The sequence below is a fragment of the Winogradskyella ursingii genome, from assembly GCF_013403975.1.
Taxonomy (GTDB): Bacteria; Bacteroidota; Bacteroidia; order Flavobacteriales; family Flavobacteriaceae; genus Winogradskyella; species Winogradskyella ursingii.
Window position 1 is genome coordinate 810,883 of the sequence record NZ_JABFDH010000001.1, and the last position, 19,562, is coordinate 830,444.

Annotated in this window: 18 protein-coding genes and 5 tRNA genes; all 23 read left to right on the forward strand. The window is 35.7% G+C overall.

The features are described 5' to 3' along the window. Positions 1-52: 52 nt before the first annotated feature. The 23 genes from HM983_RS03680 to rpoB all read left to right on the forward strand — a co-directional run bounded on the left by HM983_RS03680 (position 53) and on the right by rpoB (position 19,487). Positions 53-1,033 (forward strand): PLP-dependent cysteine synthase family protein, encoded by a 981-nt coding sequence (locus HM983_RS03680; RefSeq protein ID WP_179344037.1) that lies wholly within the window; start codon positions 53-55, stop codon positions 1,031-1,033. A 98-nt stretch (positions 1,034-1,131) separates the two neighbouring features. After that, the gene (locus HM983_RS03685) at positions 1,132-2,403 is read left to right on the forward strand and encodes a DUF2851 family protein (RefSeq protein ID WP_179344038.1); all 1,272 of its coding nucleotides are present in this window, start codon (positions 1,132-1,134) and stop codon (positions 2,401-2,403) included. Positions 2,404-2,416: 13 nt separating this feature from the next. Then, complete coding sequence (locus tag HM983_RS03690) at positions 2,417-2,644, forward strand: PspC domain-containing protein (protein ID WP_179344039.1); 228 nt, start codon at positions 2,417-2,419, stop codon at positions 2,642-2,644. Positions 2,645-2,647: 3 nt separating this feature from the next. Continuing rightward, positions 2,648-3,679, forward strand: coding sequence for a potassium channel family protein (locus HM983_RS03695; RefSeq protein WP_179344040.1), 1,032 nt, complete (start codon positions 2,648-2,650; stop codon positions 3,677-3,679). Between the two features lie 100 nt (positions 3,680-3,779). After that, a complete protein-coding gene (locus HM983_RS03700; RefSeq protein WP_179344041.1) occupies positions 3,780-5,480 on the forward strand; it encodes an alanine/glycine:cation symporter family protein in 1,701 nt (566 codons plus the stop codon). Between the two features lie 18 nt (positions 5,481-5,498). Next, positions 5,499-6,371: a ComEA family DNA-binding protein gene (locus HM983_RS03705; protein WP_179344042.1), complete on the forward strand. Its 873-nt coding sequence runs from the start codon at positions 5,499-5,501 to the stop codon at positions 6,369-6,371. Positions 6,372-6,384: 13 nt separating this feature from the next. Beyond that, complete coding sequence (locus HM983_RS03710) at positions 6,385-7,551, forward strand: acyl-CoA dehydrogenase family protein (protein ID WP_179344043.1); 1,167 nt, start codon at positions 6,385-6,387, stop codon at positions 7,549-7,551. A gap of 10 nt (positions 7,552-7,561) precedes the next feature. Then, the gene (locus tag HM983_RS03715; protein WP_179344044.1) at positions 7,562-8,986 is read left to right on the forward strand and encodes a carboxypeptidase-like regulatory domain-containing protein; all 1,425 of its coding nucleotides are present in this window, start codon (positions 7,562-7,564) and stop codon (positions 8,984-8,986) included. Positions 8,987-9,051: 65 nt separating this feature from the next. After that, positions 9,052-9,942, forward strand: coding sequence for a tyrosine-type recombinase/integrase (locus HM983_RS03720; RefSeq protein WP_179344045.1), 891 nt, complete (start codon positions 9,052-9,054; stop codon positions 9,940-9,942). A gap of 73 nt (positions 9,943-10,015) precedes the next feature. Further along, a complete protein-coding gene (hpf, locus tag HM983_RS03725) occupies positions 10,016-10,321 on the forward strand; it encodes a ribosome hibernation-promoting factor, HPF/YfiA family (RefSeq protein WP_179344046.1) in 306 nt (101 codons plus the stop codon). Positions 10,322-10,431: 110 nt separating this feature from the next. Continuing rightward, positions 10,432-10,505: transfer RNA gene (locus HM983_RS03730), tRNA-Thr, on the forward strand. Between the two features lie 58 nt (positions 10,506-10,563). Further along, positions 10,564-10,645 (forward strand) — tRNA-Tyr (locus HM983_RS03735). A 237-nt stretch (positions 10,646-10,882) separates the two neighbouring features. After that, positions 10,883-10,955: transfer RNA gene (locus HM983_RS03740), tRNA-Gly, on the forward strand. 69 nt (positions 10,956-11,024) lie between these two features. Continuing rightward, positions 11,025-11,096: transfer RNA gene (locus HM983_RS03745), tRNA-Thr, on the forward strand. A gap of 66 nt (positions 11,097-11,162) precedes the next feature. Beyond that, complete coding sequence (tuf, locus tag HM983_RS03750; protein ID WP_179344047.1) at positions 11,163-12,350, forward strand: elongation factor Tu; 1,188 nt, start codon at positions 11,163-11,165, stop codon at positions 12,348-12,350. Between the two features lie 112 nt (positions 12,351-12,462). Continuing rightward, positions 12,463-12,535: transfer RNA gene (locus tag HM983_RS03755), tRNA-Trp, on the forward strand. Between the two features lie 65 nt (positions 12,536-12,600). Then, entirely contained in the window at positions 12,601-12,795 is a 195-nt protein-coding gene (gene secE / locus HM983_RS03760) for a preprotein translocase subunit SecE (protein ID WP_179344048.1), read from the forward strand. Between the two features lie 18 nt (positions 12,796-12,813). Continuing rightward, positions 12,814-13,359, forward strand: a complete 546-nt coding sequence (gene nusG, locus HM983_RS03765; protein WP_179344049.1) for a transcription termination/antitermination protein NusG — start codon at positions 12,814-12,816, stop codon at positions 13,357-13,359. Positions 13,360-13,428: 69 nt separating this feature from the next. Beyond that, positions 13,429-13,869: a 50S ribosomal protein L11 gene (gene rplK, locus HM983_RS03770; protein ID WP_179344050.1), complete on the forward strand. Its 441-nt coding sequence runs from the start codon at positions 13,429-13,431 to the stop codon at positions 13,867-13,869. A 10-nt stretch (positions 13,870-13,879) separates the two neighbouring features. After that, positions 13,880-14,575: a 50S ribosomal protein L1 gene (gene rplA / locus HM983_RS03775; protein ID WP_179344051.1), complete on the forward strand. Its 696-nt coding sequence runs from the start codon at positions 13,880-13,882 to the stop codon at positions 14,573-14,575. Between the two features lie 12 nt (positions 14,576-14,587). After that, complete coding sequence (gene rplJ / locus HM983_RS03780) at positions 14,588-15,109, forward strand: 50S ribosomal protein L10 (protein WP_179344052.1); 522 nt, start codon at positions 14,588-14,590, stop codon at positions 15,107-15,109. Between the two features lie 56 nt (positions 15,110-15,165). Then, positions 15,166-15,543, forward strand: coding sequence for a 50S ribosomal protein L7/L12 (gene rplL / locus HM983_RS03785; protein ID WP_179344053.1), 378 nt, complete (start codon positions 15,166-15,168; stop codon positions 15,541-15,543). Positions 15,544-15,674: 131 nt separating this feature from the next. Then, positions 15,675-19,487, forward strand: a complete 3,813-nt coding sequence (rpoB, locus tag HM983_RS03790) for a DNA-directed RNA polymerase subunit beta (RefSeq protein WP_179344054.1) — start codon at positions 15,675-15,677, stop codon at positions 19,485-19,487. Positions 19,488-19,562 lie beyond the last annotated feature (75 nt).

The window sequence follows — 19,562 nt, forward strand, 5'->3', positions numbered from 1 at the left end:
GTTTTTCAAAAACATATCATTTACCGTAACTTTGCAACTTCAAAATACAAAAATGGACTACGCAGAAAACATACTAGGTACAATCGGCAACACGCCAATGGTAAAAATGAACAAACTTGTTGAGGATTTACCATGTTTGGTACTCGCTAAATACGAAACATTTAATCCAGGTAATTCAGTTAAGGATCGTATGGCATTAAAGATGATTGAAGATGCCGAAGCTGATGGCAGATTAAAACCAGGCGGAACAATCATTGAAGGTACATCTGGAAACACAGGAATGGGCTTGGCGTTGGCAGCTATTGTTAAAGGCTACAAAAGTATCTTTGTGATAAGCGATAAACAATCCAAAGAAAAAATGGATATTTTACGGGCTGTAGGTGCCGAGGTAGTGGTTTGTCCTACAGACGTTGAGCCAACCGATCCGCGCAGTTATTATTCAGTATCCAAAAGGCTGGGCGAAGAAACACCTAACTCTTGGTATGTTAATCAATATGATAATCTTAGTAATACCAAAGCCCATTATGAATCTACAGGTCCCGAAATATGGAAACAAACCGATGGTAGAGTTACACATTTTGTAGTAGGAGTAGGAACTGGTGGAACGATTTCTGGAGTAGGAAAATATTTAAAAGAACAAAACCCGAATGTAAAAATTTGGGGAGTAGATACCTACGGTTCAGTATTTAAAAAATACCACGAAACGGGAATTTTTGACGAAAATGAAATTTATCCCTACGTTACAGAAGGCATTGGTGAGGATATCTTACCAGAAAACGTAAATTTTAAAATCATCGACGGTTTTACTAAAGTGACAGATAAAGATGCAGCGGTGTACACACAGAAACTTGCAAAGGAAGAAGGTATGTTTTTAGGTAACTCTGCAGGTGCTGCTATAAAAGGTGTGCTTCAGTTGAAGGAGCATTTTAAACCTGAGGATGTTGTGGTCGTTTTATTCCATGACCATGGAAGTCGTTATGTGGGTAAAATGTTTAACAATGAATGGATGAGAGAAAAAGGATATATTGAATAGCTAATTTCTCGAGTTTGATTTTGAGAAAATAAAAGTATCAACTTCTGCCAATATAAATTTAATCCTGATTATTCATCAGGATTTTCTATTTTAGAACCATGCAAGAAGATTTTCTTCACTACATCTGGAAACTCGGCAAGTTTGATACTTCAAGCCTGACAACTACAAAAACTGAAACTGTAAGTGTTAAGAACTTAGGTCAGCACAATTTCAACGCAGGTCCAGATTTTTTTAATTCACAGATTGTTATTGATGGGCAACTTTGGGCTGGAAACGTAGAAATTCATATAAAATCATCAGATTGGTATCTGCACAATCATGAAACAGATTCAGCTTATGATAATGTAATACTTCATGTGGTTTGGGAGCATGATTCCGAAATATTTAGAAAAGATAATTCTCAAATTCCCACTTTGGAACTAAAACGATATGTTGATATAGATTTATTAAATAATTATCAGCAATTGATGCATTCCAAACTTTGGATTAATTGTGAAAAGGATTTTCCGAAAGTGAATGATTTTCTGCTCAGCAATTGGTTAGAACGATTGTATATAGAGCGTTTAGAACGAAAGTCGAATGAAATTTCAGTTTTGCTCAAAGCTTCAAACAATAATTGGGAAGCGGTCCTGTTTAAAATGTTGTTAAAGAATTTTGGACTAAAAGTAAATGGTCCTTCTTTTTTTAGTTTGGCCAATTCTATTGATTTTTCCGTGGTTAGAAAGGTTCAAAGGAATGTTATACAGATGGAAGCTCTATTGTTTGGGCAATCTGGTCTATTGGTTGATGAAGTTGAAGATGCTTATTTTAAGGAATTACAGCGTGAATATAATTTTTTGAATCAAAAGTTCAATTTAAATAATCAAGGCGTTGCGCCGTTACAATTCTTTAGGTTGAGACCGCCAAATTTTCCGACTATTCGTTTGTCGCAATTTGCTAATTTATATACAAAAGAGCCTCAGCTATTTTCAAAAATTTTAAATTTAAATAGTGTTGACGATTTTTACGAGTTGTTCAAAATAGGCACAACGCAATTTTGGATGACTCATTATACATTTGGCAAAGTTTCTAAAGTTGCCAAAAAAATGCTGACGAAATCTTTTGTGGATTTGTTACTAATTAATACCATCATTCCAATTAAATTCAGCTATGCTAAGTCACAAGGTAAATCGGCCGAAGATGATATTTTCAATCTTATTAAACAGCTCAAAATTGAAAATAACAGCGTTGTTTCAAAATTTCAGGATTTAAAATCTATAGAAAAAACAGCATTGAGTTCGCAAGCTTTGATTCAACTTAAAGCGGATTATTGTGATAAAAATAAGTGTTTGCAATGTGCTGTTGGTAATAGTTTAGTAGTCAAAAATTAAGTAAATTGCAGGCATGAATTGGTTTTACGAGCTATTGTTGTACTTTCAAAAACGCGGTTATTACGTATGTCAGCGTATAGCAGATCGTTTGGGCATACGTGCAAAAATTGTTAGAACCTCTTTTATGTACCTCACATTTGTAACTGTAGGTTTCGGGTTTGCGCTATATTTGTTTTTGGCCTTTTGGATGCGAATTAAAGATATCATTTACACTAAACGTTCTTCTGTTTTTGATTTGTAGTATATGAATAATCCCTTATTAAAATTATTTCGGTCAAAAATTTACACTGCACTGATATTATTATTGTTACTACTCTGTGTAGGTGTGCTTGGATTTAGGTTTATTGGAGATTATGAGTGGATAGACTCACTTTACATGACGGTTATAACTATAACCACAGTTGGTTATGCCGAAGTGAACCCGTTGGATGTGAACGCAAAGATATTCACTATATTTTTGATTCTTACTAGTGTAGTTATTGTCGGTTATGCGATTTCCATTATTACCGAATATATTTTAAGCAGAAATAATTTTGAAGATATAAAACAACGTAGAATGCAAAAGAGAATTGATGCTATGACCAACCACACGATTATTTGTGGTTATGGTAGAAACGGAAAGCAGGCAGCAAAGAAGTTGCTGGCCTATAAAAAGCCTTTCGTCATCGTGGAGCGTAATAAGGAGTTGATTGATAAGTTCCGTGAAGACGATGATATTAATTTCGTTCACGGAAATGCAAATGAAGATGATGTGCTTATAGAAGCAGGAATTAAACGAGCTAGTGCTTTAATCTGTGCATTGCCAAAAGATTCGGATAATTTATTCATTGTACTCTCAGCAAGACAGATGAAGCAAGATTTGACCATTATCAGTAGAGCTTCACAAGAAACTTCGTATAACAAATTGAAACTAGCAGGAGCTAACAATGTGATTTTGCCAGACCGTATAGGAGGAGATCATATGGCATCACTGGTGGTTATTCCGGATTTGGTAGAATTTATAGATAATTTGGGAATTGTAGGTAAACGAAATATCAATATTGAAGAGGTAAGAGCCGAGCAACTCTACAATGCAGAAAAGGAATTGACCATTCGAGATTTGGACTTGAGGCAAAAAACTGGCTGCACGGTTATTGGCTTCAAGGATAGCAATGGCGAATATATTGTTAATCCTGAGGCGAGTACAAAATTGGTAAAAGGTTCAAAAATAATAGTATTGGGTCGTCCAGAGCAAATACAAGCCCTTAATTCTGAATATAAGATTGTACAGGCGTAAATCGTTTTTAACAGGTGATGCTTTAAAAATTCGTTTTTTTTTAGCATCTTGTCAACCTTTATAATAATTACCTAAGATAAACTAACAAATAACTAAACTCATGAAGAAATCTCTTCTATCGATTTTTGCACTTTTATTGCCCTTATTAAATTTTGCCCAAGAAACAACATCTGAAAAAATAGACAGAATATTTAAAGATTATACAAGTTGGTTTGTTGATGGTATTTTTTATGAAATTCCATTTTCGGACACTTATAGAATTCCTTGGGTGCTCATTGTTTTGGTTGGCGGTGCCTTATTCTTTACATTTTACTTTAAATTTATTAATGTTACTGGTTTTAGAACTGCTATTAAGGTAGTTAGAGGTCAATACGAAGATATTGAAAAACATGGAGCGGCTAAGCTTTATGGAGATGAAGAAATGAGCCCGGAATTGGCAGCGAAAATTGCAGGAGAAGATGAGCCAGCAGCAGATACATTATATGGTGATAGCACCTCTAACGAAGATGATGATGTTATCGAGACCATTAGAGATGAGAGCGCAGATGGGGAGGTTTCACACTTTCAAGCATTAACGGCGGCATTATCTGCAACTGTTGGTTTAGGTAATATTGCAGGTGTTGCCGTTGCATTGTCAATAGGTGGGCCAGGTGCAACTTTTTGGATGATTTTGGCTGGACTTTTAGGAATGGCATCAAAATTTGCAGAATGTACACTCGGTGTAAAATATAGAGATGTTGGCGAAGATGGTACCGTTTATGGAGGACCAATGTATTACTTAACCAAAGGGCTCAAATCAAAAGGAATGGGTGGCTTTGGTAAAGTGTTGGCTGTTTTGTTCGCCATATTTGTAATCGGTGGTTCATTTGGTGGTGGAAACATGTTTCAAGCCAACCAAGCCGCAGCACAGTTTGTAAAACTTTTTGATTTAGAATCGACATCTAATGCTGGTCTGTATTTTGGTTTAGTAATGGCTGTATTGGTTGCAATTGTTATTATTGGTGGTATTAAGCGTATTGCTAAGGTTACGGAAAAAATAGTTCCATTTATGGCTGGTATATACGTATTAGCAGCATTAATTATTCTAGGAGCTAATTTCACATTAATCGATGACGCATTTATGCTAATTTTCGAAGGAGCTTTTTCCGGATTAGGAATTGCAGGTGGACTTGTTGGTGTAATGATTCAGGGTATTAGAAGAGGAGCCTTTTCTAATGAGGCAGGTGTAGGTTCTGCAGCAATTGCACACTCTGCGGTAAGAACAAAATATCCTGCTTCAGAAGGTATTGTTGCACTTTTAGAACCATTTGTAGATACGGTAGTTATATGTACAATGACAGCGTTAGTAATCGTAATTACAAATTTTGATGGTTCATTTATGGAATATGGTGTTGAAATCACAGAAGGTGTTGAAATAACAGCGACGGCATTTGATTCTGTAATTCCACATTTTTCTATTGTTCTTACCGTTGCGGTAATTTTATTTGCATTTTCAACTATGATTTCATGGTCTTATTATGGTATGCAAGGTTGGGTATTCCTTTTTGGTAAAGGGAAAGTGACTGACTTAGTTTATAAAATTTTATTTTTATTCTTCGTAGTTGTTGGTGCATCAATTAGTTTAGGTGCAGTAATCGACTTCTCGGATGCCATGATATTTGCAATGGTAGTTCCAAATATAATTGGTGTCGTTATACTTTCACCAATTATAAAAAGAGAACTTAAAAAGTACTACAAGGCAATTCACGTAAAGGAAAATGCTATTGAAGAAGGTGCTAAAGATTTGAACGATATTTTGTAAAAGTTATATAAATTTATAATGAAATCCCATTTCCAGTTTTCTAACAAACAACGGAGTGGGATTTTTTTATTGCTAGCCATAATAGTCATAGCTCAGTGTTTTTATATTTTTGTTGATTTTTCGGAAAATGAAGCGATTCCCATTTCAACAGAATTAGAAAAATTTAGATCTGAACTCGATTCACTCAAATTAGTGGAGCTAGAAAATTCCAAACCAAAAATATATCCTTTTAATCCAAATTACATAACAGATTATAAAGGTTATACATTAGGTATGTCAAATGAAGAAATTGATAGGCTTCACAAGTTTAGAGAAAGGAATCTATGGGTTAATTCTGCCAAGGATTTTCAAAAGGTCACAAAAGTATCAGATTCATTTCTATCAACAATTTCACCGTTTTTTAAGTTTCCTGATTGGGTGACCAATCCAATACCAAAAAATAATTTATATAATAATTCCTATTCAAATAATAGTAAACCCAAATCCTATGACCAAAAGATAGATTTGAATATTGCCACTGTAGACCAGCTAAAGAAAGTTTATGGTGTAGGCGAGAAATTATCAGAACGGATCATCAAGTATCGAAATAAAGTAGGCGGATTTGTAGCAGAGGTTCAGTTATCAGAGATCTACGGTCTTTCACCCGAAGTTATTGAACGTATCAAGAATGATTTTACCGTAAAAACGCCGAAAGCAATTAAGCAATTAAATCTTAACACAGCGTCTCGGGATCAGTTGGTGACAATTCAATACGTCGATTACGAAATTGCCAACAATATTATCGAAGAACGAACACTCAGGGATGGCTTTAAATCATTAGAAGAATTAACAAAAGTTGAAGATTTCCCCATCAAGAAATTCGATATAATTAGGCTATATTTGTACCTATAATAAACAGAGATACATGGCTAATTTATATTTTACAGAAGAACATAACTTATTTAGAGAAAGTCTAAGGGATTTCCTTCAGAAGGAAGTCGTACCGCATATAGATAAATGGGAAGAAACGGGTCACATTGAGCGTTTCATCTGGAAAAAATTCGGTGATATGGGTTATTTTGGTTTGGCCACACCAGAAAAATATGGTGGACTGGATTTAGACCTATTTTATACCGTAATTTTCTTAGAAGAGATGCAACGCATTAATTCTGGCGGATTTGCTGCAGCCATGTGGGCGCACGCTTATTTGGCTATGACCCACCTCAATAAAGAGGCTAATCACGAACAAAAAGAAAAGTATCTAACGCCAAGTGCATTGGGAGATGCCATTGGGTGTTTATGTATTACTGAACCTTTTGGAGGTAGTGATGTGGCTGGTATGCGCACTACGGCAGTTAAAAAAGGTGATTCTTACATCATAAATGGCTCAAAAACCTTCATTACTAACGGTGTTTACAGTGACTATTTAATTGTGGCTGCCAAAACCAAACCAGAATTGGGTAACAAAGGCATCAGTATTTTTGTGATGGATCGAGATACGGAAGGTATTTCTGCAACTAAGTTGGATAAACTTGGGTGGAGAGCTTCGGATACTGGTGAAATTGCTTTTGATAATGTTGAGATTCCTGCTTCGAATTTAATGGGAGAAGAAAATCAAGGTTTTCCATATATTATGCAACATTTTGCTTTGGAACGTTTAATTATGGGAATTAATTCTCACGCTAGGGCAGAATATGCGTTGGAATACGCTAAACAATATATGAGCGAACGTACGGCTTTTGGTAGAACCATTGATAAATTTCAAGCGCTTAGACATACATTTGCCGATTGTACAACTCAAATGGAAATCTGTAAACAGTTCAATTACTATGTTGCTAAAAGATTGGATATGGGAGATTATGTCGTGAAAGAAGCTACCATGTCTAAGTTACAGTCCACTAAAATGGCCGATGATGTCATTTACCAATGTCTACAATTTTTAGGAGGTTATGGTTATATGGAAGAATATCCTTTGGCGCGTATGTCTAGAGATAGTCGACTTGGTCCCATTGGTGGTGGAACATCTGAGATTCTTAAGGAAATCATTGCAAAAATGGTGATTGATGAGAAGGATTATAAACCCGCTACTTAAATCATTTTAAATGAAAGTCACCCCTAAATCTCTACTAACCCTAATTTTTATAAATGTTTTTTATTTTGGGTTTTCCCAAGTTGAACTCAAAGGTAAAATAGTTGATTTCACTCAACTTTTACCATTAGAAAATGCAAGTATTTATGTAAAGAATACCACGATTGGTACCGTCAGTAATTCCGACGGTAAATTTGTACTTCTCGTTCCGCCCGAGTTCGCAAAAGACACACTAGTAATTTCTTCAATAGGTTTTAAAAGTTATAAAGTTCCTGTTGAAGAATTTGACAATTCTATGGATGTTTTTCTGGAAGAAGACATCGCCTCATTAGATGAAATTGTTGTTGTTGCCGAAACCCGACCAAAAACAGGAAACGATATCGTTTTAAGAGCACTTGAAAGATTACCAAAAAATTTACCTGATTCTGCATACATTCAAAAAGGATTTTTAAGGCATAAAGAACGTAACACGCGCGAATTTAAATGGCTCATTGAAAGTGCCATCACTGTTTACGATTCTGGTTTTGCTTCAAATTCCGACGAATATTTAAAAGTGAATGTAGACGAAGTCCGGAAAAGTTACGACTTACGCGATGTGGATAGTATTTTTTCTTATGTCGCGTATAGCAATAGAAATTTTAACAGAGCTAGGTTAAAACCTACCGATGTCAATCGCAATGATGTATCAACGGAGCAACTGGTAAGAGCCATAAAATGGAATGATACTAGAGTAAATGGATTGCAAAATCTTTTTCAGGGTAAGTTGAACCTTTTGCGAAATTCCACTGATCCAAAAGCCCTCTTTGGCGAAAATATTTTAGATAAACATCAATTTCAGCTAGATACCATTCTTGTTAACAACGATCGTAAAATCTATAAGATAAAAATATCAAAAGGTTTTGATTTTGTGGGATTAGACACAAAAGGGATTTATAATGAAGGTTTTGAGGCCAAAGGCTGGCTCTATATTTATTATGACAATTATGCCATAAAAAAAATTGAATACGAATTAGTAGCTGCCTCAAAAAATCAAAAAATCAGAAGTAAGCGTCTTTTTGGAACACAGACCAATCATAAACTTGTAATCAATTACATTGAATACAATGATAAAATGTACCCCAACTATATTTATTATGAAACACCAAAATTGGTTAACGTAGGATTAAAAGTACAAGGTAAAATTAGTGAAGAAGAGATAGATAGATACAACAAGGAAGAGCGTTATTATAATACCATTCAAGAAATATTGTTCTCAGAAATTATATTGAATAAAGAGGAAATTGATGCATCCTTAAATAAAGAATGGGATATGGATATTTTTTCACCAAAGCCATACAATAGAACCTTTTGGAGAAACTACAATGTGCTTTTAGAAAGTGAGGAGGACGAAAAACTTATTCAGGATTTAAGCAAAAGAGCATCATTGTTCAAGGATTAAAAATTTCAATCAATATATTCATTCCTAATCTCAAAACGTTATATTTAGTCTTATAATATGAGTTTATGAGTCTTCAAGCATTTTCAGATTATCTTGTTTTAGAAAAGGCCTATTCTAAACATACCGTTAAGGCTTATGTTCGAGATATTGAAATGTTTCAGTATTTTTTGGATGAGCATCATAGTAAAATAGAAATTTCAAAAGCCAATTATTCATTAATTAGACAATGGGTTGTAGAATTAGTAAATAGTGGCATTTCCAACATGACAATAAATAGGAAAATATCTTCGCTAAACGCTTATTTTAAGTTTTTAATGAAAGTTGGAGATATAACTTCGAATTCACTAAAGCAGCATAAAGCATTAAAAATTAGCAAAAAAGTACAAATACCATTTTCCGAACAAGAAATGTTGTCTGTTATAGAAAACTCTATTAAAATTGTTGATTTTGAATCTGCCAGAAATCAGCTAATTATTGAATTGTTCTACTCGACAGGAATAAGACGAATAGAATTGGTGAATATCAAAACTTCTGATGTGGATTTTAGTAATCAGCAGTTAAAGGTGTTGGGTAAGCGAAATAAAGAGCGGTATATACCTTTACTACCATCAACCATTAGGATAATTTCAACTTATTTGGAGTATAGAGAAAACTTGCCAACGATTAAAGATTCGGAGATGTTATTTTTAACCCAAAAAGGTATTAAAATTTACGAAATGCTTGTTTACAGAATAATAAATAAGTATTTTAGTGAAGCATCTTCAAAGGCCAAATGCAGCCCTCATGTGCTCAGGCATTCGTTCGCGACCCATTTGCTCAATCAAGGTGCAGATCTAAATGCTGTAAAAGAACTTCTTGGTCACACAAGTTTGGCAGCTACACAAGTATATACGCACAATAGTATAGCAGAGTTGAAAAAAGTGTATGCCAAATCCCATCCAAGGAATAAGCGTTAATTGTTAGCGCAGTTATAATAATTGTGCTTGGGCAAACACCAGGTACTCATGTTAAATTTTTAAATTGAAAGATATGAAAGTGAACACTCAATCCGTAAATTTCTCAGCAGACAAAAAGTTGATTGATTTTATTCAGAAGCGAATGGATAAGCTAGATTTATTCTACGACAAAATTATTCAATCAGATGTATATTTAAAAGTTGAAAACACTAGTGATAAAGAGAATAAAATATTTGAAGCAAAAGTGAATGTCCCTGGAGATAGTTTTATTGTAAAAAAACAATGTAAAACATTTGAAGAAGGGGTGGATGTAGCAGTGGCTTCGTTAGAACGACAGTTAAAAAAACGAAAAGAAAAATTAAGAGCACATTCTCTATAAAATTTTTTCAAAAATGTTTTGAATAAAAAAATAAAACCTTACATTTGCAGTCCGTTAGAAATAGCGGGCTTTTTTATGACCCATTTTTAGTGTCAAAAAAGTAGGAAAAAGCCGATGTAGCTCAGCTGGCTAGAGCAGCTGATTTGTAATCAGCAGGTCGTGGGTTCGAGTCCCTCCATCGGCTCTTTAAAGTTCAGGTTTGTATTTAGAACTTTAAAATTGAAATGTTGAATTTAAGTTTTGGGGAGATACTCAAGCGGCCAACGAGGGCAGACTGTAAATCTGCTGACTACGTCTTCGCAGGTTCGAATCCTGCTCTCCCCACAAAGAATTTTAAATAAGCTGTTGTCAAAAGCTCGCTTTTGTAAAGCAGTGTTTTAAAATTCTTAGTGAAGGGTTTCCCTTCGCGGATCACTGAGCGAAGCAAAGTAATCCTTATATATAAACCAGGAATAAGAGATAAAAGTTTTATTCTTGATTTAATTGAAAAGGGTTGAGCAAAAGGCAGAGATCCATTTGAAATATTGAACACCTTTCAGAATGTAAAAGTTTTGATAAAATGCGAGAGTAGCTCAGTTGGTAGAGCGTCAGCCTTCCAAGCTGAATGTCGCCGGTTCGAACCCGGTCTCTCGCTCTAAAATTTACGGGTTACGATATGCGGTTTAAGAATCGTAAATCTTTAATCGGCAATCGTAAATGATAAGCCGGTGTAGCTCAGGGGTAGAGCGTTTCCTTGGTAAGGAAGAGGTCACGAGTTCAAATCTCGTCATTGGCTCTTTTCTAAGACAATTAGAATTAATAATTGAACACTAATATTAAATAAGAATAAAATAAATTAAACATGGCAAAGGCAACTTTCGATCGTTCAAAACCACACTTAAACATTGGTACTATTGGACACGTAGATCACGGTAAAACAACTTTAACTGCTGCTATTACTAAAGTATTAGCTGATGCAGGTTTATCTGAGGCAAGATCATTTGATCAAATTGATAATGCACCAGAAGAAAAAGAAAGAGGTATAACAATTAATACTTCTCACGTAGAATATGCAACAGCGAATCGTCATTACGCTCACGTTGACTGTCCAGGTCACGCGGATTACGTTAAAAACATGGTTACTGGTGCTGCTCAAATGGATGGTGCTATATTGGTTGTTGCTGCAACAGATGGTCCTATGCCACAAACACGTGAGCATATCTTACTTGGTCGCCAGGTAGGTATTCCTCGTATCGTTGTATTCATGAACAAAGTGGATATGGTTGATGATGAAGAGTTGTTAGAATTAGTAGAAATGGAAATCAGAGATCTTTTGTCATTTTACGAGTATGATGGTGACAATGGTCCTGTAGTAGCAGGTTCTGCTTTAGGTGCACTTAACGGTGAGCAAAAGTGGGTTGATACTGTAATGGAATTAATGAAGAATGTGGATGAATGGATTGAAGAGCCTGTTCGTGATATGGACAAGCCTTTCTTAATGCCAATTGAAGATGTATTCTCTATTACAGGTCGTGGTACTGTTGCAACTGGTCGTATTGAGACTGGTGTAGCTAACACGGGAGATCCTGTAGAAATCATTGGTATGGGTGCTGAGAAATTAACATCTACAATCACTGGTATCGAGATGTTCCGTCAGATATTAGATAGAGGTGAAGCTGGAGATAACGCTGGTATCCTTTTAAGAGGTATTGAGAAAACTCAAATCTCTAGAGGTATGGTTATTACTAAGCCAGGTTCTGTAACACCACATGCTAAATTTAAAGCTGAGGTTTATATCCTTAAAAAAGAAGAGGGTGGACGTCATACTCCATTCCATAACAACTACCGTCCACAGTTTTATGTACGTACAACTGATGTAACTGGAAATATTCACTTACCAGATGGTGTTGAAATGGTAATGCCTGGTGATAACTTAACTATTACTGTTGAGTTGATTCAGCCAATCGCTATGAACGTAGGTTTACGTTTCGCTATCCGTGAAGGTGGTAGAACAGTTGGTGCTGGTCAGGTAACCGAAATTTTAGACTAAACAATACAGTTAAATAAGTAGTTAAGGTGTCTCGATATTTCGGGACGCCTTGATTATTGTTTACGGGTTTGCTCATCCCGATACATATCGGAAATAAGAGTGAAACTCAAATACGGGTTTAGCTCAGTTGGTAGAGCACTGGTCTCCAAAACCAGGTGTCGTGAGTTCGAGTCTCTCAACCCGTGCAAAATAAAATTGAAGTAAGAAATTCTTAAATGAATTTCAGATACTTTTAAAAAATAAATATCAAATGGCAGGATTTGTAACATACGTAAAAGAATCGTTTGACGAGTTAAAGAATAATGTTTCATGGACACCATGGCCAGAAGCTCAGAGATTAACGGTGATTGTAGCAGTATTTTCAATTATATTTTCTCTAGCTATTTGGGGAGTAGATACTGTTTTTAGTAGAGCAGTAAAAGCTTATTTTCAGTTTATCAACTAACAATTATACAAAGGGAATATGGCAGATAAAAAATGGTATGTTGTTAGAGCTGTAAGTGGTCAGGAAAACAAAATTAAGACTTATATCGAGAATGAAATTTCGAGATTGGGTTTAGAGGATTATGTAGATCAAGTTTTAGTACCAACAGAAAAAGTTATTCAAATCCGTAACGGAAAGAAAATAAACAAAGAGAAGGTTTATTTTCCTGGTTATATAATGATTCAAGCCAATTTAAGTGGTGAGATTCCTCATATTATAAAATCCATTACAAATGTAATTGGGTTTTTAGGAGAAACAAAAGGAGGTGACCCTGTCCCATTAAGACAATCTGAAGTAAACAGAATGTTAGGTAAGGTAGATGAATTAACACTTGAAGCAGACGCTAATGTGGCAATTCCATTTACTAAAGGTGAAACCGTTAAGGTTATCGATGGCCCATTCAATGGTTTTGATGGTACAATAGAAAAGATAAATGAAGAAAAGCGTAAGCTTGAGGTAATGGTGAAAATATTCGGAAGAAAGACACCATTAGAACTCAGTTATATGCAAGTTGAAAAAGTATAATAATTGTTACAATAAAGATAGCGAATTTATCTAGCTTCCAATTTAGATAATCGCATTAAACATTTAGAAATGGCAAAAGAAATAGACAAAGTAGTTAAGCTACAAGTTCGGGGAGGTGCTGCGAATCCATCGCCACCGGTAGGACCCGCTTTAGGTGCCGCTGGAGTTAATATCATGGAGTTCTGTAAGCAATTTAATGCGAGAACACAAGATAGACCAGGTAAAGTTTTACCTGTGGTAATCTCTGTTTATAAAGACAAATCGTTTGACTTTGTAATCAAGACTCCGCCAGCAGCAGTACAATTATTAGAAGCGGCCAAAGTAAAGAAAGGATCTGGAGAACCTAACCGACGTAAAGTAGCAAAAGTAACCTGGGATCAAGTTAAGGCAATTGCTGAGGACAAAATGCAAGATTTGAATGCATTTGAAATCGGTTCAGCCATGAAAATGGTAGCTGGTACGGCAAGATCAATGGGTATTACTGTTAAAGGAGGCGAAGCTCCAAACTAAATTTTACAAAATGGCAAAATTAACAAAGAAGCGTAAAGAAGCATTAGCGAAAGTGGATGGAAGTAAAGCCTACTCTCTGCAAGAAGCTGCTGATTTACTAAAAGAAATAACTTACACGAAATTTGATGCTTCTGTAGATTTAGCAATCAGATTAGGTGTAGATCCACGTAAAGCCAATCAAATGGTGCGTGGTGTTGTTTCCTTACCTCATGGTACAGGAAAAGATATGAAGGTTCTTGCGTTAGTAACTCCAGATAAAGAAGACGAAGCTAAAGAAGCAGGTGCTGATTATGTTGGGTTAGACGAATATTTACAGAAAATTAAAGATGGTTGGACTGATGTTGACGTTATAGTCACTATGCCAAGTGTCATGGGTAAATTAGGACCGTTAGGTAGAGTATTAGGACCAAGAGGTCTGATGCCAAATCCTAAAACAGGAACAGTAACTATGGATATAGGGAAAGCTGTTAGTGAAGTAAAAGCTGGTAAGATTGATTTTAAAGTAGATAAAACAGGAATTGTTCATGCGCCAATCGGAAAAGCATCATTTAGTGCAGATAAGATTGTAGGCAATGCTAAAGAATTGTTATCGACTATAATGAAATTGAAACCAACGGCAGCTAAGGGCGTATATGTAAAAAGTATCTATATGTCAAGCACTATGAGTCCAAGTATCTCAATCGACGCAAAAACATACAGTAGTTAAACTTAGAATATTATGACAAGAGAAGAAAAATCCCAAGTAATTGAAGAGTTGACTGCTCAATTAGCAGATAATACAAATATCTATTTAACAGATATTTCTGGATTAGATGCAGCGACAACTTCAAATTTAAGAAGAGCGTGTTTCAAGTCTAACATTAAGTTAGCTGTTGTTAAAAATACACTTTTAGAGAAAGCAATGAATGCATCCGAAAAAGACTTCGGTGATTTGCCAACAACTTTAAAAGGAAATACATCAGTAATGTATTCTGAAACTGGAAACGCTCCTGCTAAGGTAATTAAAGAATTCCGTAAAAAATCTGAAAAGCCTTTGTTAAAAGGAGCTTTTATAGAGGAGTCTATTTACATTGGCGACGATTTACTTGATACCTTAGTAGATATTAAGTCAAGAGAAGAGCTTATTGGTGAAATTGTAGGATTATTACAATCACCTGCTAAGAACGTTATCTCAGCGCTTAAATCTAGTGGTGGAACCATCGCTGGTTTAGTAAAGACGTTATCCGAGAGAGAAGGATAATTAAATAAAACACACATTTAGAATAAAAATAATACACACAATTAAACAATAGAAAAATGGCAGATTTAAAAGATTTCGCAGAACAATTAGTTAATTTAACAGTAAAAGAAGTTAACGAATTAGCTACTATATTAAAGGATGAGTACGGTATTGAGCCGGCTGCTGCTGCTGTTGCAGTTGCTGCAGGTGGAGGTGCTGCAGGTGGTGAGGCCGCTGAAGAGCAATCAGAATTTGATGTAATATTAAAAGCAGCTGGTGGTTCTAAACTAGCAGTTGTTAAATTAGTAAAAGAATTAACTGGTCTTGGATTGAAAGATGCAAAAGGATTAGTTGACGACGCACCAAGCCCTATTAAAGAAGGTGTTGCAAAAGACGAAGCTGAAGCATTAAAAGCACAGTTAGAAGAAGCAGGAGCTGAGGTTGAGCTTAAGTAAGCTCACTCAAACCTACAAATTATGGTTTAGGCTTATCCCGCAAAAAATTTCGGGATAAGACCTAGACCCTTTTGTGTATATAAGCGTTATATGCACTTTATAAGTTTTTATCATATAAATCTCGTTCATCGATGTTAGCAAAAAAGGCTGAAAGAATAAATTTCTCTTCTATTGTAAATAGAACAGATTACCCAGACTTTTTGGATATTCAAATTAAATCCTTCCAGGATTTTTTCCAATTAGAAACAAAGTCAGAAGAAAGAGGAGCAGAAGGGTTGTATAACACCTTCATGGAGAACTTCCCTATTACAGATACACGTAATCAATTCGTATTAGAATTTTTGGATTACTTTATCGATCCGCCAAGATACACCATAGAAGAATGTATCGAGAGAGGATTAACTTATAGCGTACCGTTAAAAGCAAGATTGAAATTGTATTGTACGGATCCCGAACATGAGGATTTTGAGACAATCGTTCAAGATGTATATTTAGGTACTATTCCTTATATGACACCAAGCGGTACATTTTGTATTAACGGTGCTGAGCGTGTTGTTGTTTCACAGTTACACAGATCGCCAGGTGTATTCTTTAGCCAATCTTTCCATGCCAATGGTACTAAATTGTATTCTGCAAGAGTCATTCCTTTTAAAGGGTCTTGGATAGAATTTGCAACGGACATCAATAGTGTGATGTACGCATACATTGATAGAAAGAAAAAATTACCAGTAACAACACTTTTCCGCGCTATTGGATTTGAGCGAGATAAAGATATTTTAGAGATTTTCGACCTTGCTGAAGAAGTAAAGGTTTCAAAATCTGGATTAAAGAAAGTTATCGGTCGTAAGTTAGCGGCACGTGTATTAAACACATGGCACGAAGATTTCGTTGACGAGGATACAGGTGAAGTTGTATCTATTGAACGTAACGAAATTGTTCTCGATCGTGATACTGAAATTGACAAAGATAATATTGAAGAAATCCTTGAAGCTGAAGTAAAAACGATTCTTTTACACAAAGAAAGCGCACAACAGGGAGATTACGCAATCATTCACAATACATTACAAAAAGACCCAACAAACTCTGAAAAAGAAGCTGTTGAACATATTTACCGACAATTACGTAATGCTGAGCCGCCAGATGAGGAAACCGCTCGTGGTATTATTGACAAGTTATTCTTCTCTGACCAACGTTACTCTCTAGGTGAAGTAGGTCGTTATAGAATGAACAAAAAATTAGGTCTCGATATTGGAATGGACAAACAAGTTTTGACCAAAGAAGATATCATTACCATTATAAAATATTTAATTGAGCTTATCAACTCTAAAGCAGAGATTGATGATATAGATCACTTATCTAACCGTCGTGTACGTACAGTAGGTGAACAATTATCATCTCAGTTTGGTGTTGGTTTAGCGCGTATGGCTCGTACTATTCGTGAACGTATGAACGTACGTGATAACGAAGTATTTACTCCAATTGATTTAATTAATGCTAAGACCTTATCGTCTGTAATTAATTCATTCTTTGGAACAAATCAGTTATCTCAATTTATGGATCAAACAAATCCTCTTGCAGAGATTACGCACAAGCGTCGTCTTTCAGCATTAGGACCAGGTGGTTTATCAAGAGAGAGAGCAGGTTTCGAAGTGCGTGATGTTCACTATACGCATTATGGACGTCTTTGTCCAATTGAAACACCAGAAGGGCCAAATATTGGTTTAATTTCTTCATTATCTGTTTTCGCTAAGGTGAACTCAATGGGATTCATTGAAACACCATACAGAAAAGTAGAAGATGGTGTTGTTGATATTAAAAACGAGCCTACATATTTAAGTGCCGAAGAGGAAGAGGATATGTTAATCGCACAAGCAACAATTGAAGTTGATAAAAAAGGAAAAATCCTTCCAGAGAAAATTATTTCTCGTCAAGAAGGTGATTTCCCAGTAATCGATCCGGTTAACGTTAATTATACAGATGTTGCGCCAAACCAGATTGCATCGATTTCAGCATCGTTGATTCCATTCTTGGAGCATGATGATGCTAACCGTGCATTAATGGGGTCTAACATGATGCGTCAGGCCGTTCCATTATTACGTCCAGAAGCACCAATTGTTGGTACCGGTTTAGAGCGTCAAGTAGCTTCAGACTCAAGAGTATTGATAAATGCTGAAGGTGAAGGAACTGTAGAGTATGTTGATGCAGAAAAAATAATCATCAAATACAAGCGATCTGAGGAAGCTGCAATGGTAAGTTTTGATAGCGATACCAAGGAATATCCTTTAGTAAAGTTCAGAAAAACAAACCAAGGTACTTCTATCAATCTTAAACCAATTGTGGTTAAGGGTGACAAAGTTGCCAAAGGTCAAGTACTTTGTGAAGGTTATGCAACGCAAAACGGGGAATTGGCACTTGGTAGAAATATGAAAGTAGCCTTTATGCCTTGGAAAGGGTATAACTTTGAGGATGCGATTGTTATTTCAGAAAAAGTAGTTAGAGAAGATGTGTTTACATCGATTCATATTGATGAGTATTCATTAGAAGTTAGAGATACCAAATTAGGTAACGAAGAGTTAACTAATGATATTCCAAATGTTTCTGAAGAAGCTACTAAAGATTTAGATGAAAATGGTATGATTCGCATCGGTGCGGAAATCAAGCCAGGAGATATATTAATTGGTAAGATTACTCCAAAAGGAGAATCCGATCCTACGCCAGAAGAAAAATTACTTAGAGCTATCTTTGGTGATAAGGCTGGTGATGTTAAGGATGCTTCTTTAAAGGCTTCACCTTCTTTAAATGGTGTTGTGATCGATAAGAAATTATTTGCTAGAGCAGTAAAGGATAAGAGAAAGAGGGCTCAGGATAAAGAAGATATCGAAAAACTGGAAGATGCTTACGATAAGCGTTTTGATGACTTACAAGCAGTTTTAGTTGAAAAACTATTCGCTATTGTTAACGGAAAAACAGCACAAGGTATCTATAACGATCTTGGTGAGGAGATTATTCCAAAAGGTAAAAAGTACACTTTAAAAATGTTGAATGCTGTAGATGACTACACACACTTAACATCAGGAAAGTGGACTACTGATGACCATACGAACGAACTCGTTGCAGATTTAGTTCATAACTACAAGATTAAGGAAAATGACCTACAAGGTTCTTTAAGACGTGAGAAGTTTACGATATCTGTAGGTGATGAATTACCGGCAGGAATTATCAAATTAGCTAAAGTTTACATCGCTAAGAAGCGTAAACTTAAAGTAGGTGATAAAATGGCAGGACGTCACGGTAACAAGGGTATTGTGGCACGTATAGTCCGTCAAGAGGATATGCCTTTCCTTGAGGATGGAACTCCGGTTGATATTGTATTGAACCCATTGGGTGTACCTTCTCGTATGAATATTGGTCAGATCTACGAAACCGTATTGGGATGGGCAGGTAAAGATTTGGGTAGAACGTATGCAACACCAATTTTCGATGGTGCTACGTTAGATCAGATTAATGAATATACAGACGAAGCGGGTATTCCAAGATTTGGACATACTTATCTTTATGATGGTGGTACAGGAGATCGTTTCGATCAACCAGCAACAGTTGGTGTGATCTATATGATTAAACTTGGCCATATGATTGACGATAAGATGCACGCACGTTCTATCGGGCCTTACTCATTAATTACACAACAACCATTAGGTGGTAAAGCACAATTTGGTGGTCAGCGTTTTGGTGAGATGGAGGTTTGGGCACTTGAGGCTTATGGTGCATCAAGTACATTGCGTGAGATCTTAACTGTAAAATCAGATGACGTTATAGGTAGAGCTAAAACTTACGAAGCTATCGTTAAGGGAGAGCCAATGCCAGAACCAGGACTTCCAGAATCGTTCAACGTACTTATGCACGAATTGAAAGGTTTAGGATTGGATATTAGATTAGAAGAATAAATTAAGTCGGCAGTAAGCAGTCGTCAGTAGGCAGTAATTATACTGCATTTTTAGAACGACTGAGGACTGCAAACT